General features: G+C 68.4%; 22 protein-coding genes. 12 read left to right on the forward strand and 10 right to left on the reverse strand.

Going from position 1 to position 25,393, the window contains the following annotated elements; translation table 11 throughout:
- The first annotated feature begins 80 nt into the window (after window positions 1–80).
- Window positions 81–1,928, forward strand: coding sequence for a family 43 glycosylhydrolase (locus ACTHJF_RS15760; protein ID WP_440267943.1), 1,848 nt, complete (start codon window positions 81–83; stop codon window positions 1,926–1,928).
- A 14-nt stretch (window positions 1,929–1,942) separates the two neighbouring features.
- Here ACTHJF_RS15760 and ACTHJF_RS15765 read toward each other — a convergent pair whose 3' ends face one another.
- Window positions 1,943–2,989: an aldo/keto reductase gene (locus ACTHJF_RS15765; protein WP_440267944.1), complete on the reverse strand. Its 1,047-nt coding sequence runs from the start codon at window positions 2,987–2,989 to the stop codon at window positions 1,943–1,945.
- Between the two features lie 314 nt (window positions 2,990–3,303).
- Here ACTHJF_RS15765 and ACTHJF_RS15770 point away from each other — a divergent pair, with 314 nt between their 5' ends.
- From ACTHJF_RS15770 to ACTHJF_RS15780, 3 genes are all read left to right on the forward strand, one after another.
- A complete protein-coding gene (locus tag ACTHJF_RS15770) occupies window positions 3,304–4,263 on the forward strand; it encodes a LysR family transcriptional regulator (protein ID WP_440268165.1) in 960 nt (319 codons plus the stop codon).
- On the forward strand, window positions 4,260–4,931 hold the full coding sequence (locus tag ACTHJF_RS15775; protein ID WP_440267945.1) for a glutathione S-transferase family protein: 672 nt from the start codon (window positions 4,260–4,262) through the stop codon (window positions 4,929–4,931). Before ACTHJF_RS15770 ends, ACTHJF_RS15775 begins: the two co-directional genes overlap by 4 nt.
- Before the next feature lie 133 nt (window positions 4,932–5,064).
- Entirely contained in the window at window positions 5,065–5,400 is a 336-nt protein-coding gene (locus ACTHJF_RS15780) for a hypothetical protein (protein ID WP_440267946.1), read from the forward strand.
- An 86-nt stretch (window positions 5,401–5,486) separates the two neighbouring features.
- On the opposite strand, the gene aceE is transcribed toward ACTHJF_RS15780, so the two are convergent.
- The 4 genes from aceE to rsgA form a co-directional block, all read right to left on the reverse strand.
- The gene (gene aceE / locus ACTHJF_RS15785; protein WP_440267947.1) at window positions 5,487–8,207 is read right to left on the reverse strand and encodes a pyruvate dehydrogenase (acetyl-transferring), homodimeric type; all 2,721 of its coding nucleotides are present in this window, start codon (window positions 8,205–8,207) and stop codon (window positions 5,487–5,489) included.
- 187 nt (window positions 8,208–8,394) lie between these two features.
- Window positions 8,395–10,689 carry an NADP-dependent malic enzyme gene (locus ACTHJF_RS15790; protein WP_440267948.1) on the reverse strand — a complete coding sequence of 765 codons (2,295 nt, stop codon included), beginning with the start codon at window positions 10,687–10,689 and terminating at the stop codon, window positions 8,395–8,397.
- Between the two features lie 93 nt (window positions 10,690–10,782).
- On the reverse strand, window positions 10,783–12,060 hold the full coding sequence (locus ACTHJF_RS15795; protein WP_440268166.1) for a flavohemoglobin expression-modulating QEGLA motif protein: 1,278 nt from the start codon (window positions 12,058–12,060) through the stop codon (window positions 10,783–10,785).
- Window positions 12,057–13,112, reverse strand: coding sequence for a ribosome small subunit-dependent GTPase A (gene rsgA, locus ACTHJF_RS15800; RefSeq protein WP_440267949.1), 1,056 nt, complete (start codon window positions 13,110–13,112; stop codon window positions 12,057–12,059). The genes ACTHJF_RS15795 and rsgA overlap by 4 nt, the downstream gene beginning before the upstream one ends.
- Window positions 13,113–13,249: 137 nt before the next feature.
- On the opposite strand from rsgA, the gene ACTHJF_RS15805 reads away from it, so the two are divergent.
- The 3 genes from ACTHJF_RS15805 to ACTHJF_RS15815 all read left to right on the forward strand — a co-directional run bounded on the left by ACTHJF_RS15805 (window position 13,250) and on the right by ACTHJF_RS15815 (window position 16,084).
- The gene (locus ACTHJF_RS15805) at window positions 13,250–14,497 is read left to right on the forward strand and encodes an aminotransferase class I/II-fold pyridoxal phosphate-dependent enzyme (protein ID WP_440267950.1); all 1,248 of its coding nucleotides are present in this window, start codon (window positions 13,250–13,252) and stop codon (window positions 14,495–14,497) included.
- Between the two features lie 12 nt (window positions 14,498–14,509).
- The gene (locus tag ACTHJF_RS15810; RefSeq protein ID WP_440267951.1) at window positions 14,510–15,133 is read left to right on the forward strand and encodes an SGNH/GDSL hydrolase family protein; all 624 of its coding nucleotides are present in this window, start codon (window positions 14,510–14,512) and stop codon (window positions 15,131–15,133) included.
- Between the two features lie 93 nt (window positions 15,134–15,226).
- Entirely contained in the window at window positions 15,227–16,084 is an 858-nt protein-coding gene (locus ACTHJF_RS15815) for a UDP-2,3-diacylglucosamine diphosphatase (RefSeq protein ID WP_440267952.1), read from the forward strand.
- Here ACTHJF_RS15815 and ACTHJF_RS15820 read toward each other — a convergent pair whose 3' ends face one another.
- The gene (locus ACTHJF_RS15820; RefSeq protein WP_440267953.1) at window positions 16,085–16,870 is read right to left on the reverse strand and encodes an SDR family NAD(P)-dependent oxidoreductase; all 786 of its coding nucleotides are present in this window, start codon (window positions 16,868–16,870) and stop codon (window positions 16,085–16,087) included. It abuts the gene before it with no gap.
- Window positions 16,867–17,550, reverse strand: a complete 684-nt coding sequence (locus tag ACTHJF_RS15825; protein ID WP_440267954.1) for a TetR family transcriptional regulator — start codon at window positions 17,548–17,550, stop codon at window positions 16,867–16,869. Before ACTHJF_RS15825 ends, ACTHJF_RS15820 begins: the two co-directional genes overlap by 4 nt.
- 102 nt (window positions 17,551–17,652) lie before the next feature.
- On the opposite strand from ACTHJF_RS15825, the gene grxD reads away from it, so the two are divergent.
- Complete coding sequence (gene grxD / locus ACTHJF_RS15830; RefSeq protein WP_440267955.1) at window positions 17,653–18,576, forward strand: Grx4 family monothiol glutaredoxin; 924 nt, start codon at window positions 17,653–17,655, stop codon at window positions 18,574–18,576.
- Between the two features lie 81 nt (window positions 18,577–18,657).
- Here the strand turns inward: grxD and ACTHJF_RS15835 are convergent, their stop codons facing one another.
- The gene (locus ACTHJF_RS15835) at window positions 18,658–19,443 is read right to left on the reverse strand and encodes an AMP nucleosidase (RefSeq protein WP_431634572.1); all 786 of its coding nucleotides are present in this window, start codon (window positions 19,441–19,443) and stop codon (window positions 18,658–18,660) included.
- A gap of 255 nt (window positions 19,444–19,698) precedes the next feature.
- Between ACTHJF_RS15835 and ACTHJF_RS15840 the strand changes: the two genes are divergently transcribed.
- Both ACTHJF_RS15840 and ACTHJF_RS15845 read left to right on the forward strand, forming a co-directional pair.
- On the forward strand, window positions 19,699–20,643 hold the full coding sequence (locus tag ACTHJF_RS15840; protein WP_440254409.1) for a DegV family protein: 945 nt from the start codon (window positions 19,699–19,701) through the stop codon (window positions 20,641–20,643).
- A gap of 29 nt (window positions 20,644–20,672) precedes the next feature.
- Window positions 20,673–21,323: a DUF4124 domain-containing protein gene (locus ACTHJF_RS15845; RefSeq protein WP_440267956.1), complete on the forward strand. Its 651-nt coding sequence runs from the start codon at window positions 20,673–20,675 to the stop codon at window positions 21,321–21,323.
- A 232-nt stretch (window positions 21,324–21,555) separates the two neighbouring features.
- Here ACTHJF_RS15845 and ACTHJF_RS15850 read toward each other — a convergent pair whose 3' ends face one another.
- Window positions 21,556–22,338 carry an SDR family oxidoreductase gene (locus ACTHJF_RS15850; RefSeq protein WP_440267957.1) on the reverse strand — a complete coding sequence of 261 codons (783 nt, stop codon included), beginning with the start codon at window positions 22,336–22,338 and terminating at the stop codon, window positions 21,556–21,558.
- 101 nt (window positions 22,339–22,439) lie between these two features.
- Here ACTHJF_RS15850 and ACTHJF_RS15855 point away from each other — a divergent pair, with 101 nt between their 5' ends.
- Window positions 22,440–22,658: a hypothetical protein gene (locus ACTHJF_RS15855; RefSeq protein ID WP_440267958.1), complete on the forward strand. Its 219-nt coding sequence runs from the start codon at window positions 22,440–22,442 to the stop codon at window positions 22,656–22,658.
- Window positions 22,655–23,485, forward strand: coding sequence for an ABC transporter ATP-binding protein (locus ACTHJF_RS15860; protein WP_440267959.1), 831 nt, complete (start codon window positions 22,655–22,657; stop codon window positions 23,483–23,485). Before ACTHJF_RS15855 ends, ACTHJF_RS15860 begins: the two co-directional genes overlap by 4 nt.
- Before the next feature lie 15 nt (window positions 23,486–23,500).
- On the opposite strand, the gene sppA is transcribed toward ACTHJF_RS15860, so the two are convergent.
- Complete coding sequence (gene sppA, locus ACTHJF_RS15865) at window positions 23,501–25,369, reverse strand: signal peptide peptidase SppA (protein ID WP_440267960.1); 1,869 nt, start codon at window positions 25,367–25,369, stop codon at window positions 23,501–23,503.
- Window positions 25,370–25,393: the final 24 nt, after the last annotated feature.

Below are 25,393 nucleotides of genomic sequence, written 5' to 3' on the forward strand. Positions count from 1 at the left end.
GCAGGAGCAACGTCGCCGCCATCGAAGCCACGCCACGCCCGGGCACGGAACGTCCGTCAGGCCATCTCCGGACCCATGCCATGTCAGCACGCTTTCATCCACGTCTCCGTCTCGCCCTGGCGCTCGCCGCCGCGCTCGCCACCCAGGTCGCCAGCGCGGCGGTAAATCCACAGGCGCGGACCTGGGCCAACCCGATGGACGTGGACTACCGCTACAACTTCGAGCAGATGAACCAGGGCATCTCCTACCGCACCGGCGCGGATCCCGCGGTGGTGCGCTACGGCGGTGCGTACTACCTGTTCCAGACCCTGGCCGACGGCTACTGGCACTCCACCGACCTGGTGCATTGGGATTTCGTCTCACCTGACAAGTGGCCGTTCGACAGCGAAGTTGCGCCGGCCACGCTCGTTGCCGACGGCAAGCTGTTCCTGCTGCGCTCCACCACCGACCAGGAGCCACTGCTCTATTCCACCGATCCCGCACACGGCCACTGGAAGTTCTGGACCCGATTGATGCCGCCGTTGCCGAACGCGGTGACGTCCTCCACCGAGTACAAGATCAAGCAGGGCCAGTTGCCGCCGGGGCCTTGGGACCCGGGCCTGTTCCAGGACAACGACGGCAAGGTGTACATGTACTGGGGCTCGTCCAACGTCTACCCGATGTACGGCCAGCAGATCGATCTCAAGCTGGGGGACGGGGCGCAAGGCGAAGGCAAGCGGCTGGCCTACGTGGGTGAGACGACCACCCTGCTGCGGCTGCACCCGGACCAACACGGTTGGGAGCGCTTCGGCCGCGACCACCGCGACGAGAAGACCCTGCCCTTCATGGAGGGCGCCTGGATGAACCGCCACGGCGACCGCTATTACCTGCAGTACGCCGCGCCGGGCACCGAGTACAACGCCTACGCCACTGGCGTGTATGTCGGCGAGCATCCGCTGGGCCCGTTTACCTACGCGCCGTACAACCCGGTCGGCTACAAGCCGGGCGGCTTCGTCGAGGGCGCCGGCCATGGCTCCACCTTCGAGGACGCCTACGGCAACGTATGGAACACCGGCACCAACTGGATCGGCCTGAACTGGAACTTCGAGCGGCGCATCGATCTCTATCCGGCCGGCTTCCACGACGACGGCCAGATGTGGGTGGACACCCGCTTCGGCGATTTCCCCCAGCGCATGCCCGACCACAAGCTCCAGCCCGGCGAGAGCACGTTTACCGGCTGGATGCTGTTGTCTTGGCACAAGCAAACCACCGCTTCGTCGCAGATTCCCGGCCACGGTCCGGACCAGGTGACCGACGAGAATCCACGTACATTCTGGGGCGCCGCGTCCAACACGCCCGGGCAGACGCTTACCGTGGACCTGGGCGGCCCGCGCACGGTGAACGCGATCCAGGTGAACTACGCCGACGACCGCTCCGACCGTTACGGCGACGCGCCCGACTTGGTCACCCAGTTCATGCTGGAGGGCTCGACCGACGGCCGCCACTGGCAGACCCTGGCCGACCTCTCGCATGAGACGCGCGACCACGCCAACGCCTATGTCGAACTCGATGCGCCGGCACGTATCCGCTACGTGCGCTACGTGCACAAACACGTGGGCGCAAGACACCTGGCGATTTCCGACCTGCGCGTGTTCGGCCACCAGGACGGCCCGCCGCCGCCCGCACCGGAGCTGCTCTCAGCCACCCGCGACCAGGACACCCGCAACGCCACCATCAACTGGAAGCCGGTGCCGGGCGCGGTGGGCTACAACGTGCGCTGGGGCCTCACCGCCGATCGCCTGCACGAAACCTACCAGCGCTTCGCCGACCAGCCGACCACGCTGCAGTTGCGCGCACTGAGCAAGGGCGTGCGCTACGTGGTGGCGGTGGAGGCGTTCGACGAGCGCGGGGTGTCCGCGCTCTCGCGCACGATCACGCTGAACCCCTGAAGGAGCGCCGATGATCAGACAGGACCGATCGCCACCGGCGGCGGGTTGCGTTCGGTGAACTGGCCGTTCCAATAGGGGTAATAGGGATACGGCGGCGTGACCTGGCTGGCCCGATCCAGTCGCTGCATCTGCGCGGCGGTCAGGTTCCAGCCGATAGCCCCCAGGTTCTGGCGCAGTTGCTGCTCGTTGCGGGCGCCGATCAGCACGCTGGACACGGTGGGGCGCTGCAGCAGCCAGTTGATCGCGATCTGCGGCAATGACCGGCCGGTTTCCTCTGCCACGACATCGAGCGCCTCGACCACGCGGTACAACCGCTCCTCGTCGATGGGTGGTGCGAACGCGGCGGTCTGGTGCAGGCGGCTGCCCTCGGGCCAGGGCTGGCCGCGCCGGATCCGCCCGGTCAGGCGGCCCCAGCCGAGCGGGCTCCAGACCAGGGCACCGACGCCCTGGTCCAGGCCCAGCGGCATCAGCTCCCACTCGTAATCGCGGCCGATCAGCGAGTAATAGGTCTGGTTGGCGATGAACCGCGTCAAGCCGCGTTGGTCGGCAATCGCCTGCGACTTCATCAATTGCCAACCGGCGAAGTTGGAAGCGCCGATCATGCGCACCTTGCCCGCGCGCACGAGATCGTCCAGCGTCGCCATCACGCTTTCGACCGGCGTCATTGCATCGAAGTGGTGGAGCTGCAGGATATCGATGTAGTCGGTGCCCAGTCGTCGCAGCGCCTTCTCGGTCGCGTCGACCAGGTGATGGCGCGAGGCGCCGATGTCATTGGCGCCGTCGCCTGCGCGAAGGCTGAGTTTGGTCGAGAGGATCACCCGCTGGCGTCGACCCTTGATCGCTGCACCGAGCACCGACTCCGACGCACCCTCCGAATAGACATCCGCCGTGTCGAACAGATTCACACCCGCATCGAGGCAAATGTCCACCAACCGTGTCGCCTCGGCGACGTCGGTGCTGCCCCATGCGCTGAACATCGGCCCCTTGCCGCCAAAAGTCCCGGCACCGAAGCCGAGCGCAGGCACCTTGAACCCGGAGGTGCCAAGAAAGCGATATTCCATGAAGCTGCTCCTTTAGTGAGAAGGTCGCGCCTGATGAAGGCCGCGATGTAGCGCCAAGGCTGCAAAGTGAGACTGGCTCGAGTTGCCGTCGCACCTGCCCCATGTAGTCGCTGCCGATGTGCATGGGCCAAGGCTTGGCGAGCCGCGGTGAACGATTGGATTAGCCGCATTCGATGCATGCCGTGCCTGCATGGCAACCTGACATCAGGCGAATTCACGTGCCCTCCTGTCAAAGCGGGATGCGACAGCCTAAGCATCCGGATACTCTCCTCCAACCATCAGGCGCGACAGGCTTCTTCAACTTTTTTTTGATAATGCGACATACCGATGACATCGCCCTGTTCCTCCGCGTGCTCGACCTCGGCTCGATCAGTGCGGCCGCCCGCGAACTGGGGTTGTCGGTAGCGGTCGCCAGCAAGCGACTGAAGCGCCTGGAGCTTGAACTCGGCGTACGTCTCCTGCATCGCACCACCCGCCAGTTGCGCGCGACTCCGGAGGGGTTGCAGCTTGCCGAGCAGGGGCGGCCTCTGATCGAGGACCTGGAGGCGCTGGCCGACGCCCTGCGCCAGGATGGCGTCCGGGTCAGCGGCACACTGCGTCTGACCGCACCGGCCTCGTTCGGCAGCCGGTACCTCTCGCCACTTATGGCGATGTTCATGGCACGACATCCACAGGTGCGGGTCAGCGTGGACCTCACCGACCAGGTGATCGATCTGGTCGGCGCGGGGCTGGACCTGGCCGTACGCATCGGCGAACTGGCGGATTCGCGGCTGGTGGCGCGACGCCTGGCCGTGAACCGCCGTGTGCTGTGCGCCTCGCCGGCGTACCTCGCCCGACACGGCACGCCAAAGACGCCGGCCGATCTCGCCGGGCACCAGTGCCTGCGCCTTTTCGGCAGCCAGGGCCGACAGGATGTGTGGCAATTGACAGGTATCGATGGCAAGCCGGTTTCAGTACGCGTGGGCGGCCGCTTCGAGAGCAACCACGGCGAGCTGCTGCGCGACGCGGTCCTGAACGGATTCGGCATCGCGCAGCATTCCACTTGGCACATCGGTGATGACCTGCGAGCAGGCCGTGTCGTGGCCGTGCTTCCCGACTATCCACTGCGCGACACAGGCATCTATGCCGTGACTCCACAGCGACATCTGGTGCCCCCACGGGTCAACGCCTTCATCCATTTTCTGGCTGAGAACTTCGGCGACCATCCACCCTGGGATCGCGATCTTCTGTTCGAACACAAGCGCCGCCCTCGATCGGCCAAGGGCTCTACATGATCACCCTCCACCACCTCAACAACTCGCGCTCGCAGCGCATCCTCTGGCTGCTCGAAGAACTGGGCGTTCCCTACCAGATCAAGCGCTACCAGCGCGACGCGAAGACCATGCTGGCTCCGCCGGAGCTGCGCGCCGTGCATCCGCTGGGCAAGTCGCCGGTGATCACCGACGATGGGCTGACCGTGGCCGAGTCCGGCGCGATCGTCGAGTACCTCGCCGACCGCTATGGCCACGGCGACCTGCTCGCCCCGCACGGTACGCCCGAGCGCCTGCGGCAGAACTATTGGCTGCACTACGCCGAGGGCTCAGCGATGCCGCCGCTATTGCTCAAGCTGGTGTTCCAGCGAGTGGCCCGCACGCCGGCGCCGTTCTTCGCCCGGCCGGTGGCCCGTAGCATCGCGACCAAGGTGCAGGCGCGCTTTGTCGATCCGCAGATCGCGCTGCACCTGGATTACCTGGAAGGCGAGCTGGGAGCGAGCGAATGGTTCGGCGGCGAGGGGTTCAGCGCCGCGGACATCCAGCTCAGCTTTCCGCTGGAAGCGGCCGCCGCGCGCGGCGGGCTGAGCGCCCAGCGGCACCCGCGGCTGGTGGACTTCCTCGCGCGCATCCATGCCCGCCCGGCGTACCAACGCGCGCTGGCGGCCGGCGGCGATTACCGGCTGGGCTGAGCTGCCAGCTGAATGCCTGGCAGGGGGCCAGCGCCCTTCGACGCAGTTGTCACGCATCGCGGGGCACAGTATTGGCCCACGACCCCTCGACAGGCCCGCAGCGCGGGCCGCGCCATGCAAGGAGTTCACCGCCATGAGCCGTACCCGCGACATCGAACGCAGCCTGCACGAAACCACCGAGCGCGTGAGTGACCACATGCGCCAGGTAGCCAACGGCGCCGCAGGCACTGCCCACGACCTGGTCGAGCGTGGCCGCCGCGCCACCAGCCGTTTCGGCAAGCACAGCGACAGCTACCGTCGCCAGATCGGCCGGGCGGCCGAGGATTTCGCGGACGAGGCGAACTACCAGTACCGCCGGCTGCGGCGCCAGGTGAATCGTCACCCGGCCGCCACGGTGGCGATCGTGGCCGGCACCATCGGCGCCTTCCTGCTGCTGCGCAGGGCGTTCGGCGGCCGCGACGAAGACTGAGCGCCGCGGTCACAGTCTCTCCAGACTGCTTGGGATAAAAAAGCCCGCCATACGGCGGGCTTTTTTTGCTGAAGCGACCGCACCGCTCAGACGGTGAGCGGGTTCGGCTTCTCCGGATCGAGCTTGTACTCCTTGATCGCCCGCGCCACGTCCTTGGCGTTGACCAGGCCGTCCTTCGCCAGCGACGCCAGCGCGGCGTGGGCGATCCAGTAGCGGTCCACCTCGAAGAAATCACGCAGGTGGGCGCGAGTGTCCGAACGGCCGAAGCCGTCGGTACCGAGCACCGTGTAGCGCTTGCCCTCGGGAATGAACGCGCGGATCTGGTCGGCGAACTCGCGCACGTAGTCGGTGGCGGCGATGACCGGACCGGCACGATCCTGCAGCAGGCCGGTGACGTACGGCACGCGCTGCTCGGCTTCCGGATGCAGGCGGTTCCAGCGCTCGGCATCGAAACCGTCGCGACGCAGCTCGATGAAGCTGGGGCAAGACCAGATGTCGGCATGCACACCGAAATCCTTCTCCAGCAGCTCGGCGGCGGCGATCACCTCACGCAGGATCGTGCCCGAGCCCAGCAACTGCACGCACGGCGCCTTCGCCTTGCCCTTGCCCTTTCCATTCCCGTTGGTCGACATGCCGCAGTCGCGGAACAGGTACATGCCCTTGATGATCCCGTCCTCGCAACCGGCCGGCATGTCCGGGTGCTGGTAGTTCTCGTTCATCACGGTCAGGTAGTAATAGATGTCTTCCTGCTCCTGCATCATCCGGCGCGTGCCGTCCTGCAGGATCACCGCGACCTCGTAGGAGAAGGTGGGGTCGTAGGACTTTACGTTGGGGATCGCACCGGACATCAGGTGAGAGTGGCCGTCCTCGTGCTGCAGGCCCTCGCCATTGAGCGTGGTGCGCCCGGCGGTACCGCCCACCAGGAAGCCGCGCGCGCGCATGTCGCCCGCCGCCCAGCACAGGTCGCCGATGCGCTGGAAGCCGAACATCGAGTAGTAGATGAAGAACGGCAGCATCGCCACGTTGGAGATGCTGTAGCTGGTGGCCGCCGCCATCCACGCGCCCATGCCGCCGGCTTCCGAGATGCCTTCCTGCAGCACCTGGCCCTTCTGGTCTTCGCGGTAGTACAGCAGCTGGTCGGCGTCCTGCGGGCGATACTTCTGGCCGAACGGCGCGTAGATGCCGATCTGGCGGAACATGCCTTCCATACCGAACGTGCGCGCCTCGTCGGCCACGATCGGCACCACGCGCTCGCCCAGCTGCTTGTCGCGCAGCAGCAGGTTCATGCCGCGCACCAGCGCCATGGTGGTGGAGATCTCGCGCTCGCCGGTGCCCTTGGTGATCTGCTCGAACGCGGACAGCTCCGGCGCCTTGAGCTTCGCATCGGCCTTGCGGCGACGCTGCGGCAGCGAACCGCCCAGCGCGGCACGGCGCTCGAGCATGTACTGCACTTCCGGAGAATCCTTGCCCGGATGGAAGTACGGCACGTCGCCGAGCTTGTCGTCCGACACGGGAATGTTGAAGCGGTCACGGAAGTGGCGCACCGCGTCGGCGTCCAGCTTCTTCTGCTGGTGGGTGGGGTTCTGCGACTCGCCCGCCGCGCCCATGCCGTAGCCCTTGACCGTCTTGGCCAGGATCACCGTGGGCATGCCCTTGGTGTTCACCGCCGAGTGATAGGCGGCGTAGACCTTGTGCGGGTCGTGGCCGCCGCGATTGAGGCGCCAGATGTCGTCGTCGGACAGGTTGGCGACCAGCTGCGCGGTTTCCGGGTACTTGTTGAAGAAGTGTTCACGCGTGTACTTGCCGCCGAACGCCTTGCACGCCTGGTACTCGCCGTCGACGGTTTCCATCATCAGCTTGCGCAGTGTGCCGGAGGTGTCGCGTGCCAGGAGCGGATCCCAGTAGCTGCCCCAGACCACCTTGATGGCGTTCCAACCGGCGCCACGGAACACGCCTTCCAGCTCCTGGATGATCTTGCCGTTGCCGCGCACCGGGCCATCCAGGCGCTGCAGGTTGCAGTTGATCACGAAGATCAGGTTGTCCAGGCCCTCACGGCCGGCCAGCGAGATCGCGCCCAGGCTCTCCGGCTCGTCGGTCTCGCCGTCGCCCATGAAGCACCAGATCTTGCGGTCGCTCTTGGGGATCAGGCCGCGATGCTCGAGATACTTCCAGAACTGCGCCTGGTAGATCGCCTGGATCGGACCTAAGCCCATCGACACCGTCGGCACCTGCCAGTAGTCCGGCATCAGCCACGGGTGCGGATAGGACGACAGGCCACGGCCCTTGCCCGCCACTTCCATGCGGAACAGATCCATCTGCTCTTCGGCGATGCGGCCTTCGAGGAAGGAACGCGCATACACGCCCGGGCTGGAATGGCCCTGATGGAACACCAGGTCACCGGGGTGGTCGGCGCTGGGGGCACGCCAGAAGTGGTTGAAGCCCACGTCGTACAGTGTGGCCGAGGAGGCGAAGCTGGCGATGTGGCCGCCCAGCTCGCCCGGCTTGCGGTTGGCGCGCACCACCATCGCCATTGCGTTCCAGCGGATCAGGCTGCGGATGCGCCATTCCATGGTGGCGTCGCCCGGCATCTTCGCCTCGTTCTGCGGCGCGATGGTGTTGACGTACTCGGTGGTCGGGTCGAACGGCAGGTAGCCGCCGGCGCGACGCGTGGAGTCGACCATCTTCTCCAGCAGGTAATGCGCGCGTTCGGTGCCGTCGTGGCTGATCACCGCATTGAGCGATTCGATCCACTCTTTTGTTTCGGTGGGGTCGATGTCCTGGTGGAGGATGTCGTCGAGCTGATCCATGAAGGTCTCCGCGGCGCCGGGGAGGCGCGCCTGAAAGGGGGATGCATCGCCGGGGGTGCGGTGCAGCAATGTTCGAGTTTAGCGGCCGCGCGAGGCGGCCGCCAAATGGACGTCCATGCGCTCGCGCATGGGCTCATCCCGCCGTCCCTGGCGGCAGCGGCGCAGGCCAGCCGCGCCGCTGCATCGATCAGCCGCGCCGCTCGCTCTGCGCGGCACGGATCTGCGCATCCACCGCGGCCACGGCGGTCATGTTGACCACGCGGCGGGCGGTGGAGGCCGGGGTGAGGATGTGCGCGCTCTTGTCCACGCCCATCAGGATCGGGCCGATCGCGACGCCGTCGGTCATCACCCGCACCATGTTGTAGGTGATGTTGGCGGCGTCCAGGTTGGGCATCACGAACAGGTTGGCGCGGCCGGTGAGCGTGGTATGCGGGAACATGCGCTGGCGCAGCGTCTCGTCCCAGGCGGTGTCGGCCTGCATCTCGCCGTCCACCTCGAGCTTGGGATAGCGCGCCTTGAGGATCTGGTAGACCTTGCGCATCTTCGCCGCGCTGGGGTTGTCGTGGCTGCCGTAGTTGGAGTGCGAAAGCAGCGCCACCTTCGGCTCGATGCCGAACAGCTTCAGGCGGTAGCTGGCCTGCAGCGTGGCCTCGGCGATCTGCTCGGCGCTGGGATCGACCTGCACGTGGGTGTCGACGAAGAACCAGGCGCCGCGGTCGTTGATCACGCCGGTCATCGCCGAGGTGCACTGCACGCCCGGATCGAGGTCGAACACGCTGCGCAGGTAGCCGAGCTTCTTGTGGAATCGCCCCACCAGGCCGCAGATCAGCGCATCGGCCTCACCGCGTTCGACCATCAGCGCCGCGATCAGGGTGGAGCGCGAACGCAGCAGGTTCTTCGCCGCCGCCGGCGACACGCCGCGGCGCTCGGTAAGCGCGTGGTACTGCTGCCAGTAATCGTTGAAGCGCGGATCGTCGTTGATGTTGGTGAGCTCGAAATCCACGCCCTCGCGCAGGCGCAGGCCGAGGCGCTGGATGCGGGTGTGGATCACGTCCGGGCGACCGATCAGGATCGGGAACGCCAGGCGCTCGTCCACCACCGTCTGCACCGCACGCAGCACCACTTCTTCCTCGCCTTCGGCGTAGGCCACGCGCTTGCAGTCGCCGCGCGCGCGCTCGTACACCGGCTTCATCAGCAGGCTGGTGCGATAGATGAACTGGCCGAGCTTCTCGCGGTAGGCGTCCATATCGGCGATCGGCCGCGTGGCCACGCCCGATTCCATCGCCGCCTGCGCCACCGCCGGCGCCAGCATCACCAGCAGGCGAGGATCGAACGGGCGCGGGATCAGGTACTCCGCGCCGAACGAGGGAATCTCCTCGCCGTACGCACCGGCCAGATCGGCCGCCTCCTCGCGTGCCAGCTGGGCGATCGCGCGCACGCAGGCGAGCTTCATCGCCTCGTTGATGCCGGTGGCGCCCACGTCCAGCGCGCCGCGGAAGATGTACGGGAAGCACAGCGCGTTGTTGACCTGGTTCGGATAGTCCGAGCGCCCGGTGGCGATGATGCAGTCCGGGCGTACCGCCTTGGCGTCCGCCGGGGAAATCTCCGGGTTCGGATTGGCCAGCGCCAGGATCACCGGCTTGTCCGCCATCGTGGCGACCATCTCCGGCTTGAGGATGCCGCCGGCCGAGAGACCCAGGAACACGTCCGCACCGGCCACGATCTCGGCCAGAGTGCGCTTGTCGGTGTCTCGCGCGTAGCGCGCCTTGTCCGGGTCCAGGTGCTCGCGGCCGGTGTAGATCACGCCGTCGCGGTCGAAGGCCAGGATGTTCTCGGGCTTCAGCCCCAGCGCCACCAGCATGTCGAGGCAGGCAATGCCGGCCGCACCGGCGCCGGCGGTGGCGAGTTTCACGTCCTCGATCTTCTTGCCGACCACTTCCAGCGCGTTGAGTACCGCAGCACCGACGATGATCGCGGTGCCGTGCTGGTCGTCGTGGAACACCGGAATCTTCATCCGCTCGCGCAGCTTGCGCTCGACGATGAAGCACTCCGGCGCCTTGATGTCCTCGAGGTTGATGCCGCCGAAGGTCGGCTCCATCGCGGCGATGATATCGACCAGCTTGTCCGGGTCGCGCTCGTTCAACTCGATGTCGAACACGTCGATGCCGGCGAACTTCTGGAACAGCACGCCCTTGCCTTCCATCACCGGCTTGCCGGCCAGCGGGCCGATGTCGCCCAGGCCGAGCACCGCGGTGCCGTTGGTGATCACCGCCACCAGGTTGCCGCGGGCGGTGAGCTGGCTGGCCGCGTGCGGATCCTCCACGATCGCCTCGCAGGCGTAGGCCACGCCGGGCGAGTAGGCCAGTGCCAGGTCGCGCTGGGTAACCATCGGCTTGGTCGCGCTGACCTTGATTTTGCCGGGCGGGCACAGCCGGTGGTATTCGAGCGCGGCGTGCTTGAGTTCCTCGGGGGGATTGGCCATGGGACGAGTCGATGATCCAGAGCTGCGAAGAGGCCAAATGGTAGCACCGCGCACCGCACCGACCGCTGTCCGGCGCCACATTGCCGCGGTGTTTCACAGGCCGAGCGAGAGCTCCTCCGCCTGCACCCGGCCCATGTGGATGCGATTGGCGAAAAGCGAGAACGCCAGCTTGCCGGCCAGGCCATGCACGTGCTGCATCCATGGCGGCAGCCAGCGCGGCGGAGCGATCGCCCCGGAGGCGAAATGCGGCTCCAGCGCCACCACGTCGTGCAGCGTCAGCTTGCCGGCAAACAGATGGCGCAGCAGGTCCATCCGCCGCTGCTTCAGCGCCCAGCGAAAGAACGTGTGTACGGCCAGCAGGCCAGCCAGATACACGTTGTCCTTGGCGAACACCGCGCCGCCGGTCAGCGGCACACCGCGGAACACTCGCTGCGTCGAGTGGAAGCTGTCAGCCACGCTCTGTCCGCGCTCCAGGAAGAACCGGTAGACCTCGACGAAATCCGCCCCGCGCAGCGCCATGTCGATCGCCAGGATGCGCAGGCTGATGCGCTTGAGGCGCGAAATGTCGATGGCGCCGGACATCAGCTCGGCAAACACGGCCAACCCTTCCTGGGTGGCGGTGACCCGCGGCGAGGTGCGGGCCAGCGAAGTCAGCAGCGGCTGCGCACGGCCGTTGAGCGCGGTGAGCGAGTGCACGAAGGCCTCGTGCGCAAGAAGCTGATGGCGGTCGTAGTCGCTGAAGGCAGTGCCGCCACGCAGGCGAATGCGGGTGGCGCCGGCAGCCGCTTTGGCAGTGAGTTCGGCGTCGACTTCCACCGCAATCAGGCCCGGGCCGAAGAAGCCGTCCAGGGTCTGCGCCAGGTCGACGCGCAGCACCTCGGCGGGAATGTCCGCGGTGACATCGTCGGCCAGCAGGTCGGCGCCCAGTTCGTCGGCGAGCTCCACGAAATAGCGCGCCGCGTCGAGGTTGCTCTTGCTGCTGCCGGGAATGAGGTCGCCCGGATGGCCGTACAGCACGATCGACGGCGCGGTGACCCCGGCCGTACCCACGGCCTCGAGCATTTCCGCAGCGATCCGCCAGGATTCGGCAGTGCGACACAGGTACTCGCCCAGCGGATCATCATGCCCGGCCTCGCGCTCGATCGCGGCCAGCTCGGCGCGCGCCGCGGACAGATCCGGTGGCACGTACGACACCTCCGGCAGGCTCAGCCGACCGGTCGCGTAGGCGTCGATCATGCGGCCCTCCAGCGACGCCGGCCAGGCCACCGTGGGCAGGATGCGGATCGGCCGCACCGCGGCCAGCAGCCGCTGGTCGAGGCTCGCGTAGCGCTGAAGTTCCGGGGCGACGACCGGGCGCGCGTCCACGCTCAGTCCCGCTCGCGCTGGCCGCGATGGCCGTGCGGGCGGTCGATCGGGCGCCCGCCGCGCTGGCGGCGCAGGCGGGCCTCGAGCGTGGCGGCCTGGTCTTCGCGCTCGTCGCGCAGCTTGAGGTAGTTGCGCCAGCGCTCCGGGGCGAGGTCACCACTGTCCAGCGCGCGCTGCACGGCGCAGCCCGGCTCGCTGCCGTGGCCGCAGTCGGCGAAGCGGCAGGTTTCGGCGAGCTCGTCGATGTCGGCGAACAGGTCGAGGTTCTCCTCGCCGGTGAGCTTGAGTTCGCGCATGCCGGGCGTGTCGATCAGGCAGCCGCCGGTGGGCAACTGCAGCAGCGCGCGATGGGTGGTGGTGTGGCGGCCGCGGCTGTCGTGCGCGCGCACGGCGCCGGTGGCCAGCTTGTCGGTGCCGAGCAGAGTGTTGGTGAGTGTCGACTTGCCGGCGCCCGAGGACCCCACCAGCACCGCGCTGTCGCCCGGCTTCAGGTACGGCGACAGCAGCTCGACGCTGTCGCGGCTTTTGCCGTTCAGGGCGTGGATCGGCGTGGTGCCCGGCAGGCGCGCGCGCAGCTCGGCCAGGCGTTCGGCTGCGTCGTCGAGCAGGTCGAGCTTGCTCAGCAGCACCACCGGCTGGGCGCCGGAATCCTCCACCAGCGAGAGGTAGCGCTCGATGCGCGCGGGGTTGAAGTCGCCGTCCAGGCCGGTGAGCACCAGCACGTAGTCTATGTTGGTGGCGATGATCTGCCGCTCGTAGCGCTCGCCAGCGGCGGCGCGCGACAGCACCGTGCGCCGCTCCAGCACCTGCTGGATGTGCGGCGGAGCGCCCGGCTCGAATTCCACGAAGTCACCCACTGCCGGGCGCGCCGAAGGATCCAGGCCGCGCTTGAGGAAATGGCCGGCCGGCTGCGCACCGAACAAGTGCTCGCCATCGTGCAGTTCGTAGCCGGCCCGGTGCTGGGCCACCACGCGGGCGAGCCGCAGGCCGTCGGCGGGCAGACGGGTTCCGCGCCAGCCGATGCGGCGCAGACGTTCGATGATCAGGGCATCGCTCATGGTTGCCCGATTATGCCCTGCCCCGCCGCCGGCCGATATCTCACCCGGAAACGGCCCCACGAGCACCATCGACGCTGCTAGCATGCTGCGACTGCCGGCCGCAAGCGCCGGTGCAGCAAAGCGAAGGAATCCCGTCGTTGGCCCCGATCAAACCCAGCACGCACCTGGCGAACGTGCGCTACGAAATTCGCGGCGCGCTGACCCGCCGTGCGCGTGAGCTCGAGGCCGAGGGTCGGCCGATCATCAAGCTCAACATCGGCAACCCGGCCCGTTACGGATTCGACACGCCCGCCCACCTGCGCGAGGCGATCGCCACGCACCTGGGCGACAGCGAGGCCTACGGCCACGAGCAGGGCCTGGAAGAGGCCCGCGCCGCCATCTCCGCCCAGCAGCGCGCACGCGGCGCGCAAGGCGTGGATGCCGAACGCATCTTCATCGGCAACGGCGTCAGCGAGCTGATCGACATCAGCCTGCGCGCGCTGCTGCAGCCGGGTGACGAGGTGCTGCTCCCCAGCCCGGACTACCCGCTGTGGAGCGCCGCCACCATCCTCAACGGGGGCAAGCCACGCTATTACCGCTGCCTGCCGGAGAACGGCCATCAGCCGGACCCGGCCGAGATCGAGGCCCTGGTCACGCCGCGCACCCGCGCGCTGGTGCTGATCAACCCGAACAATCCCACTGGCGCGGTGTACTCGCGGGCGCTGCTCGAGCAACTGGTGGCGATTGCCGCGCGGCACCGGCTGCTGTTGCTGTGCGACGAGATCTACGACGAGATCCTGTACGACGGCGCGGTGTTCCAGCCACTGGCCGAGGTGGCCGGCGACGTGCCCTGCCTGAGCTTCGGCGGGCTGTCGAAGGTGCATCGCGCCTGCGGCTACCGCATCGGCTGGATGAGCCTGTCCGGCGAGCCGTCGCGCACCGCCGGCTACCGCGACGCGCTGCAATTGCTGGCCGCGCTGCGCCTGTGCCCCAACGCCACCGCGCAGTGGGCGGTGGCGCCGGCGCTGGAGAGCGCGCCGACCATCCACGCGCTGACCTCCCCCGGCGGCCGCCTGCATGAGGCGCGCCGGGCGGTGATCGAGGGCGTGGCGGCCAGCGATTACCTGCAGCTGGCCGCGCCCGAGGGTGCGCTGTACGCCTTCCCCGAGGTGCGGGCCGATCGCCTGCCGGTGTTCGACGACGGCGACTTCGCCCTGCGCCTGCTCGAGCGCGAATCGGTGCTCGTGGTGCCGGGCGCCAGCTTCAACGTGCCCACCAGCCGCCAGTTCCGGCTCACCCTGCTGCCGCAGCCGCACGAACTGCGCGAGGTGTTCGTGCGGATCGAGCGCGTGCTGGCCCAGATGGCCGCCGAGCAGGCATCGTCGCGCGCCGTCGCGGCCGGCTGAGCGCCCATTGGCATGAGTGCATCCGATCAGGCGGCGCAGCCGCTGCGCCATCTTGCGCTGGGCGACTCCTATACCATCGGCGAGGGTGTGCCGGAGGCCGGCCGCTGGCCAGTGCAACTGGCGCAGCGGCTGATCGCGGAAGGCATCACGCTGGCGCCACCGCGCATCGTCGCCACCACCGGCTGGACCACCGACGAACTTGCCGCCGGCATGGACGAGGCGCAGCTGGCGCCGGCGTTCGACCTGGTCAGCCTGCTGATCGGCGTGAACAACCAGTACCGCGGCCGCAGCGCCGAGGAATACATCGCCCAGTTCGGCCAGCTGCTGGCGCGCGCAGTGACGCTGGCGGGCGACCGGCCTGGGCGTGTGCTGGTGGTGTCGATTCCCGACTGGGGCGTCACTCGCTTCGCCCGCGAGCACGGGCACGATGCCGCGGCCATCGGTGCGGCGCTGGACCATTTCAACGCGCTGGCACGCACCGCGGCCGAAGCGGCCGGTATTGCCTTCGTCGACATCACCGACCTCTCGCGCGCCTATCCGGACGAGCTGGCCGACGACGGCCTGCATCCGGACGCCCGGCAGTACGCGCGCTGGGTCGAGCGGATCGCGCCGGCCGCGCGCCGCGCCCTGCGCTGAGGCGGCGGCAACCGCACTGCAACCTCGCCGCCATCGCGCGGTGATCCGCCGTACCGACACTGGTGCCCCGGATCACCACCGGGACTCGCCGCCATGGCTACCGTTCGCTGCCGCAGCGCCTTCATCTCCGACGTCCACCTGGGCACGCCCGACTGCAAGGCGCGCTACCTGCTCGACTTCCTGCGCCAGCTGCGCTGCGAGCGGCTGTACCTGGTGGGCGACATCATCGATCTGGAAGCGCTGGGCAAGCGCATGTGGTGGCACGCCGACCACGGCGCGGTGATCGCCGAAGTGCTGGATATGGCCCGCCGCGGCGTCGAGGTGACCTACCTCCCAGGCAACCACGACGCAGCGCTGCGCGGGCTGGTGGGGCAGGATTTCGGCGGCGTACGGATCGCGCTGGATGCGGTGCATGAAGGCGCCGACGGGCGCCGCTACCGGGTCAGCCACGGTGACGAGTTCGATCCCGAGCAGATCGGCCGCGGCTGGATGCTGCATCTGGGCGAGGCGATGCATCGCTTCATCTGCTGGAGCAACCGCCGCGTCAACGCATGGCGCCGACGCATGGACATGCCCTACCTGCCGCTGTCGATCATCGTGAAATCGCACGTGCGCAAGGCGCTGGCATACATCCGCGCCTACGAGCAGCGCGTGGCCGACGACGCCCGCGAGCGCGGCTTCGACGGCCACATCTGCGGGCACATCCATTTCGGCCAGGTGCGCGAGGTGGACGGCGTGCTCTACCTCAACGACGGCGACTGGGTGGAGCACTGCACCGCGCTGATGGAGGACCACACCGGCGCGATGGAACTGATCCACTGGAGCGAACAGCCCACCGCGCTGGGCCGCGCCAGCCGCGAGCTGGTGCTGCCCTCGCCAGCCGCGGCGCTGGCGCTGGCGCCGCTGGCGCGCCGTCGGCGTGATTTAGGCGAGCTGCGGCCGGCGGCCTGATCAGTTGCGCATCAGCACGCCTGCCACTCGCGCGGCGACGTTGCGAGGCATCAGCCGCGTACCGTGCGCCATCAGCGCATTGACCCAGCCGGTGATGACGCCGCTGCGGCCGGCCAACATGGCCTCCACGCCCTGCCGCGCCACCGCGGGCGCCTGCATGCGGGTGAAGCGCTGATACCACGTCGCGCGCTGGCCGGAGACAGCGAGGAACTGCGTGGCGGTTACCCCGGGCGACACCACGGTGCAACGCACGCCGCTGCCGCGCAGCTCCACGTCCAGCGCGTGCGAGAACGCCAGCACATAGCTCTTGGCGGCGGCATATGCCGCGTAGCTGGGCGTGGGCTGGAACGCCCCGGTGGACGCCACCTGCAGCACGCGACCGAAACCGCGCGCCCTCATCGCCGGCACGAACAGCCGGGTGAGGTGGGTCAGCGCCACCACGTCCACCGCCAGCATCGCGTCCAGGCGCTCCCACTCGGTGTCCGCGAAGGCACCGAACACACCGAAGCCGGCGTTGTTCACCAGCACGTCGATGGCCAGGCCCTCGGCCTCGAGCTGAGCGGCCAGCGCGGTGCGCGCCGCGGCGTCGGCGAGATCGACGCAGCGCACGTGCACGGTGGCGCCGGTGGCGCGCAGTTCGCTCGCGAGCGCCTGCATCGGCGCCTCGCTGCGCGCGGCCAGCACCACCGCGGCGCCCCGCCTGGCCAGGTCGCGGGCGAACTCGATGCCCAGCCCGCTCGACGCGCCGGTGACGAGCGCAGTGCGCCCGATGAGGGAACCACTCATGGTGACGACTCCGTAGCGCCCTGCATGCCGCGGACCACCGTCGCCAACAGGGCCTGCAGCTCGGTGGTGAAATCGATGAGGAAGCCGGACAGCGCGGCATCGCTGCGCAGAGCGGCGTGCAGCGGGGCTGGCGGCGCGGCCATCTGCGCCAGCCCCGGCACCACCGCCTGCAGCCACAGCAGCAGGCGCGCGCCATCGCCGCCTTGCAGGCCCAGCGATTGCTCCAGGGCCGCACCGCTGCGCTCCACGCGCTCGGCCAGCGCGCGCTTGAAGGCGAGCACCTCGGCCACTGGCACATTGGTCTCCAGCACTGCGTGCAGCACCGCCACCAGACGCAGGAACAGCGGCCGCGCCGCCAGTTCGCGCGCCGTCCAGCCGGCCCATTCGTGCGCACCGCGCACGGGCAGCGCGCAGCGGGCATCCAGCGCATCGAACCAACGCTGGTAGTTCTCGCCCAACAGCGTGAGAAACAAAGCCTCGCGGGTGGGGAAATACAGATACGTGGTGCCCTTGGCCACGCCGCCGGCGGCGGCCACGGCACTCATCGTGATCGTCTCGTAGGGCTGGCGCTCAAGCAGGCGCAGCGCGGCGGCGAGAATCTCCTCGCGACGCTGCGCCTTCATGTCGACGCTGACCGCGCGGCGGCGCGGGCCGAGCGGGGTGGGTTTTTTGATGACCATGGGTCATTTATAAATGACCATTGGTCACTTTGCAACAGAGGCTTGCCTCCGGGCCGCCGCGCTACCATGTAGCGCTCTCCCGCCTTCCCACGGAACACCAGCATGTCTCTTGCACCCGCGACCCGCGACCGCATCCAGTCCCTGCTCAACGCGCACCGCGTCGTGCTGTTCATGAAGGGCAACCGCCAGCAGCCGATGTGCGGCTTTTCCGCCGCGGCCACCAACACGCTCAACGAGCTGCTGAGCGACTACCACACGGTCAACGTGCTGGAAGATCCGGAGATCCGCGAAGGCATCAAGATCTACGGCGAGTGGCCCACCATCCCGCAGTTGTACGTGGACGGCGAGCTGGTCGGCGGCTCGGACATCATTCGCCAGATGTACACCAGCGGCGAGCTGCACACCTTGTTCGGCGCCGCGCCGCCAGACCGCACCCCGCCGGAGATCACCATCACCGACAAGGCCGCCGAGATGATCCGCCAGGGCACCGCCAACGCGCAGGGCGTGGCGATCCACCTGGAGATCGGCCCGGACCACAGCGCCGGCTTCCAGCTGGCGCCGGCCGGCGACCACGACATCGTCGCGGTGTCGAACGGGCTTGAGATCCACTTCGACCCGGCCAGCGCGCAGCGCGCCAAGGGCATCGTGATCGACTGGGTTTCCACGGTGCAGGGCGAGGGCCTCAGCCTGAAGTTCCCGGGCGCGCAGGAGATCAAGTCGCTCACCGTGCAGGAACTGCAGCAGCGCCTGGCGGCCGGCGACATCACCCTGATCGACGTGCGCCCGGCCAGCGGCCGCGCGCAGGCCGCGCCGCTGGCGCAGGCCCGCGTGCTGGAGGAAGAGGGCTATGACGCGCTCGCCGCGTTGCCCAAGGACACCGCGCTTGCCTTCATCTGCCACCACGGCGTGTCCAGCCGCGGCGTGGCCGAGCGCTTTGCCGCGCACGGCTTCAGCAACGTGCACAACGTGGAAGGCGGCATGGACGCCTGGGCCGAGCAGATCGATCCGAGCGTGCCGCGCTACTGATCGATCGCCCGCCCAAGCGGACAGAAAAAAGGCCACCGTCACGGTGGCCTTTTTCGTTCAAGGGTCCAGCACCGCGGGCGGCTACTCGATCTCCTCCTCGAACCGCAGGTGTTTCACGCTGCGGCCGTGGCGGCGCACCAGCTTGAGCGCCTCGATGCCGATGCGGATGTGCCGCTCGACGAACTGGCCGGTGACCTGCTTGTCGCTGGCCTCGGTCTTTACCCCTTCGGGGATCATCGGCTGGTCGGACACCAGCAGCAGCGCGCCGCAGGGAATCTTGTTGGCGAAGCCGGCGGCGAAGATGGTGGCGGTCTCCATGTCCACCGCCATGCAGCGGGTGCGGCGCAGGTAATCCTTGAACGCCTCGTCGTGCTCCCACACGCGGCGGTTGGTGGTGTACACCGTGCCGGTCCAGTAGTCGTAGCCGAGGTCGCGGATCATCGTGGACACGCCGCGCTGCAGCTGGAACGCCGGCAACGCCGGCACTTCCGGCAGCAGGTAGTCGTTGGAGGTGCCCTCGCCGCGGATCGCGGCGATCGGCAGCACCAGGTCACCGATCGCGTTCTTCTTCTTCAGGCCGCCGCACTTGCCCAGGAACAGCGCCGCCTTGGGCTCGATCGCGCTGAGCAGGTCCATCACGGTGGCCGCGTTGGGGCTGCCCATGCCGAAGTTGATCAACGTGATGCCGTCGGCGGTGGCGTTGGGCATGGGCCGGTCGCGGCCTTGCACCTCCACCCCGTGCCACTGCGCGAACAGCTCCACGTAATGGCCGAAATTGGTCAGCAGGATGTGCTGGCCGAACTGCTCCAGCGGCGTGCCGGTGTAGCGCGGCAGCCAGTTGGAGACGATCTCTTGCTTGTTCTTCATGGGACCTCTGCGGGTCGGCGCGACGGGTCCGTCGCGCGTTACCGGCGACGCCACGCCGGCACGATGCCAAAGTCGGTGCGCCATTCTAGGGGCGCCCACGAGGCGCCGCCAGCCAGCGGTGCGGGGACGCTCAAGGCCCGTCCACCGATGGCCGACAACCGAGGAACGGGAAGTCGCCGGCACGCCGCTTTGCGGGCTGGTTCACGGCATCACGGCCCGTGTTATGTTCGGCGCGCCTTCCGGAGGGTGACACGTATGCGAATGGGCCTGGCCATTGATGCCTCCTGCGACCTGCCGCAGGCCTTCATCGAGGAGCACGATATCGCGGTGATGCCGATCGCCGTGAAGATCGACAAGGACGTGTTCAAGGACAACCGCGACCCGGCGGAAATCCAGCGCTTCTTCGACCTGAAGATGGGCAGCCGCAGCCACTCCGCGTCCACTGAGCCGTGCTCGGTGGAAGACGTGCAGAAGCTGTTTCTGGAAAAGCTCGTCCTCGAGAAGGACTGCGTGTTCTGCCTCACCATCACCGCCACGCGCAGCCCGATCAACGACCACGTGATCAAGGCCAGCTTCGCGGTGCTCAAGCACTACCGCGACGTGCGCGACCAGACCACGATGCCCGGCCCGTTCCTGATGCGGGTAATCGATACGCGCTCGATATTCGCCGGTTCCGCGCCGGTGATCGTGGAGGCCGCGCGCCTGTTCAAGACCGGCCAGACGCCCGCGGCGATCCGCGAGCGGCTCACCTACATCGCCAACAACTCCTACGGCTACATGCTGCCGCGCGACCTCTACTACCTGCGCGCGCGCGCCAAGACCAAGGGCGACCGCAGCGTGGGCCTGTTCAGCGCGGTGATGGGATCGGCGCTGGACATCAAGCCGCTGCTGCGCGCCTACCGCGGCGAGACCGGACCGGTGGGCAAGGTGCGCGGCTTCGAGCATGGCGTGGAGGTGCTGTTCGACTACGTGATCAAGCGCGTGCACGCCGGCCTGCTGGTGCCGGCCGTGTGTCTGAGCTACGGCGGCGACCTGGCTGACGTGCCCAAGCTCCCGGGTTATGAGGCACTGCGTGACGCCTGCGAGGAGTGCAAGGTCGACTTGATGCTCGCCCCGATGAGCATCACCGGCATGGTCAACGTGGGCGAAGGCGCACTCACCGTGGGCTTTGCCGCCGAAGAGCACGTCGCCGAGTTCTGAGCGGCGGTCCGGACACACCACAACCACCCATGACCTCCCTGCGTGCCCTGATCTTCGGTTGCCTGCTGCTTGCCGGCACCACGTCGGCGATCGGCGAGACCGTCTACAAGTGCACCGGCGCAAATGGCGCGGTCACCTATCAGGATGCGCCCTGTCCGCGGGCGCACAAGCAGCAGTCGATCCACCTGGTGGATAGGCAACCCGCTCCCACCCCGGCAGAGCCGCCGGCACCCGCGCCTGCTGCCGCCGATGTCGCGACCGCACCGCGCGCCGCCACCGCCCCTGCGGCGCCCCTGCCGGTGCTGTACCAGTGCCAGCGCGCCACCGACGGCAAGACCTACCTCAGCCGCAACGGCGATCCGCAGCCCTACCAGGCGCCGTTCGGTGTGCTCGGCGCGGTGCAGACGCCGCTCGCCTCGGTGTATGGCCCCGGCGGCGGCGGTGGCGCCTCCGCGCCCGAGCTCAATCGCGGCAAGGTGACCAGCGGTCTGGTGGCCAACAACTACGTGTGGGTGCAGGACGTGTGCCGCGCGCTCGGCCCGGAGGAAACCTGCGAGGCGCTGCAGGACGAATACGACGAGAACGAGCACAAGCTGAAGCAGGCGTTCAAGAGCGAACAGGCGCCGTTCGAGAAACGCGAGGCAGAGCTGCAGGCGCAACTGCGCAACTGCGGCGGCTGAGCGCACTGCGCAGAACGTACGCAAAGTGATGCAAGTGGCCGCCACCGCAGCCGCGACGACCGCTCACCCACAGGCTTGTCCACAGATCATCCCCGGCGACGCGGGATAACTCGGCGCCCGCTGGCGAGGGCGTCATCAATCCGGTGAAAACGCCGGTGCGGCGCGGGCTTGCGACATCGCTCCACAGACTTGTCCGCGAGCTATCCACAGCCGCTGTGGACAAACCCCGGGCTCAGAATCCGTAGTTGACGAAGCCGCCATCCACCGCCAGCACCTGGCCGGTGATGTAGCTGGCCGCAGGCAGGCACAGGAAGGCGATTGCCGCGGCCACTTCCTCCGGCTCGCCGATGCGGCGCAGCGGGGTGTGGTCGAGCACTTCGTCCAGGTAATCCGGATCGGCCAGCGCGCCATCGGTGCGCTGCGTGCGGATGTACCACGGCGCCACCGCGTTCACCCGGATGCCGTCCACCGCCCACTCGGCGGCGAGGTTGCGGGTGAGCTGGTGCAGCGCGGCTTTGGTCATTCCATAGGGCGAACCGGTGCGCACGTGGGTGATGCCGGACACCGAGCCCACGTTCACGATCGCCGCGTGGGCGTGCTGCACCAGTTGCGGGTGGGCCAGGCGACACATCTCGAAGGCGGAGAACAGGTTCTGTTCGAAGATCGCGCGATAGTCGTCCTCGGCGTAGTCGAGCGTGGCCATCGGCTGGTTGCCGCCGGCGTTGTTGACCAGCAGCGAGAGCGGCGCGCCGAGATCCGCGATCCAGTCGAACACCGCCAGGCGCTCCTCCGGCTCGGTGAGGTCGGCGCCGAAGGCCAGCACCTTGATGCCGGGAAAGTCGTCGGCCAGTTCGGTGCGCACCTGCTCGAGGTAATCCTCGTCGCGCGCCACCAGCAGCAGATCGGCGCCCAGCCCGGCCAGCTCGCGCGCGGTGGCGTAGCCGATGCCCTTGCTGGCGCCGGTCACCAGCGCGGTGTGCCCCTGCAGTTGCCATGCATCGATGCGTGTATTCATGCGCCGAGCTTAGACGGCCGCGCGGACCCGGGCCAGCCACCTTGCCCCGACCGGCCGCGCGGCAGGACACTCGTGGCCCTGCCCCTTCCGGACCTCCTGCCATGTCGCCACGCGCCGCGTTGATCCCCCTCGCCTCCGCCCTGCTGCTCGCCGCGTGCTCGGGCAAGCCGCCCGCCCCGCAGGCCGAGACCAAGCCGGCGCGCGTGGCCACGCCGTGGGACGACATGAAGAAGGACGAGCAGCGCGCCAAGGACGTGCAGAAGACCGTCGATCAGCAGGCCGCCGAGCAGCGCAAGCAACTGGAAGCCGCCGAGCAGTGAGCGCTTCGCGCGATGCTCCATCGGCGGACGGCGCCGAGGCGCTGCTGGAGATCGACCGGGCGACCGTGCTGCGCGATGGACGACCCGCGCTCGACCAGCTCAGCCTGCGCGTGGCCTGCGGCGAACACACCGCGATCCTCGGTCGCAACGGCTCGGGCAAATCGACCCTGGTGAAGCTGGTCGCCCGCGAGCTGCATGCGCTGGCCCGGTCCGATTCGCCACCGGTGCGCGTGTTCGGCCAGGAACGCTGGAACATCGCCGACCTGCGCGGCCGGCTCGGCATCGTCTCGCCGGCCCTGCAGCAGCAATTGGGCGGTGAGGCGCGGGTCGAGGTCAGCGATGCGGTGGTGTCGGCCTTCTTCGCGGCGCACGACAGCTGGAACCGCACCGTGACCGCGCCCATGCGCCAACGCGCCGCCGAGGCGCTGGCGCGGGCCGGCGCGTCGGAGCTGGCCGGTCGCTCGCTGGCCAGCCTGTCGACCGGCGAGGCCAGGCGCGTGCTGATCGCCCGTGCGCTGGTGCACCGGCCGCAGGCATTGCTGCTGGACGAACCCTGCGCAGGATTGGACATGACCGCCCAGCGCAGCTTCCTCGAGCAGCTGCGCGCACTGGCCCGTGCCGGCACCACCCTGCTGCTGGTGACCCATCACGTGGAAGAGATCCTGCCGGAGATCGGCCGCGTGGTGCTGCTGCGTCGCGGCCAGGTGCTGGCCGACGGACCACCCGAGCGGATCCTCGCCGATGGCCCGCTCAGCGCCGCGTTCGACGCACCGGTGACGGTGGAGCAGCGCGGCGGGTGGTACCGCGCCACGCTGGCACCGGACTGAGCCGAAACGGCGCGCTCAGCGCGGCGCGCAGAAGCAGTAGGCGTACACGTTGGGTCGCCCGACGCGAGCGTTGCGCAGCAGCTTGAGCTCCGGCATGGCGCGCGGCAGCTCGGCCATCCAGCTCGGCAGATGCAGGCCGTAGCTCTGCGCGATGCGCACCGTGGCGCTCTGGTTGAGACCCACCATGAACTGCTCGAAGCCGCCCAGCGGCTGCTCCACGTAACGCACCGGGAAACCCTTGGCCAGCTTCGCCTGCTGCGCAGCGTAGGCGATGGCGCTGTCGAGCCCGCCGAGCTGGTCGACCAGCCCGCGGTCCAGCGCCTGCTGGCCGGTCCACACGCGGCCCTGGGCGATCGCGTCGATCGCGTCGTAGTCCTTGCCGCGCGCCTTGGCCACGCCGCCGACGAAGTCGTGGTAGCCCTTGTCGATGATTGCCTGGATCACCTGCCCCACGCGCGGATCCAGCGACCGGGTGATGTCGAACGCGCCGGCCATTGGCCCGGTGGCCACGCCGTCGCTCTGCACGCCGAGCTTGGCCAGCGTGTCGGGGATCGAGTAGTACATGCCGAAGATGCCGATCGAGCCGGTGATGGTGTTCGGCTCGGCGAAGATGCGATCGGCGTTCATCGAGATCCAGTAGCCGCCGCTGGCCGCCACGTCGCCCATCGAGACGATCACCGGAATGCCGGCCTTGCGGGTCAGCTCCACTTCGCGGCGGATCTGCTCGGCGGCATACACCTCGCCACCGGGCGAGTTCACCCTGAGCACCAGCGCCTTGGTCTTCTTGTCCTCGCGCGCGGCGCGGATCAGTGCGGCGGTGGATTCGCCACCGATCTCGCCCTGCGGCTGCTTGCCGCCTGCGATCTCGCCCTCGGCCACCACCACCGCCACGCCGGGCTTGAACAGCGCGTCGGTATCGTCCGGCAGCTGCGCGACATAAGCGGCCAGGTTGACGGCACGGAAGCCACGCCCCTGCTTGCCGGCCGGCACGCCTTCGCGACGCATCATCGTCTCGACATCGGCCTCGGTGGCGAGCCCGTCGACCAGATGCTCGTCCAGCGATAGCTGGGCGAGGTTGCCATGAGTGCGGCCGATGTTGTCCGGCAGCTGGTCGATGTCGTTGCGCAGGGTGGCCGGGTCCAGCTTGCGTCGCTTGGCGACGCTGGCCAGGTAGTTGTCCCACAGCCCGCCCATCCAGTAGCTGTCGGCCTCCTTCGATTCGGGCGAGGCGTGGTCGAGGATGTACGGCTCGGCCGCGCTCTTGAACTGACCCACGCGGAACAGGTGCACCTGCACGCCGAGCTTGTCCAGCAGGTCCTTGTAGAACAGCCGGTAATTGGCCAGGCCCGTGATCATCACGCCGCCCTGCGGATCGACCAGCAGGCGGTCGGCATGAGATGCGAGGTAGTACTGGCCCTGGTCGTAATTCACGCCCCAGGCGATCACCGGTTTACCGGCGGCGCGGAAGCGATCGAGCGCTGCGCCCACCTCGCGCAGCGCGGCGAAGCCGCCGGCCTGCAGCTGGTCGGGCAGCAACAGGATGCGGGTGATGTGCTTGTCGTTGGCGGCTGCGTCGATCGCGCGCACCAGATCGCGCACCTGCACTTCCTTCGGCTCGTTGCCGGACAGTCCCGACACCACACGCTGCAGCGGCGCGATGCTGTACTGCTCCACCAGCCGCCCCTCCGGCTTGATCACTAGCACCGAATCGGCCTGCAGCCCCAGCCCGGCGTGGCGCCCGGCGAACAAGCCGGCCACCAGCAGCAGCACGATGAACAGCAGGCCGAAGAACACCGTGTTGATGATGACCAGCCGCAGCACGTTCAGCCCGCGCCCGAAAACGCGGAGGAAGGCCCAGAAGCCGTTGGGGCGCGAAGCGGTCATGCAGCCATCCTGAGCAAAGGCGGA

Source organism: Dyella sp., assembly GCF_051962475.1.
Lineage (GTDB): Bacteria > Pseudomonadota > Gammaproteobacteria > Xanthomonadales > Rhodanobacteraceae > Dyella_A.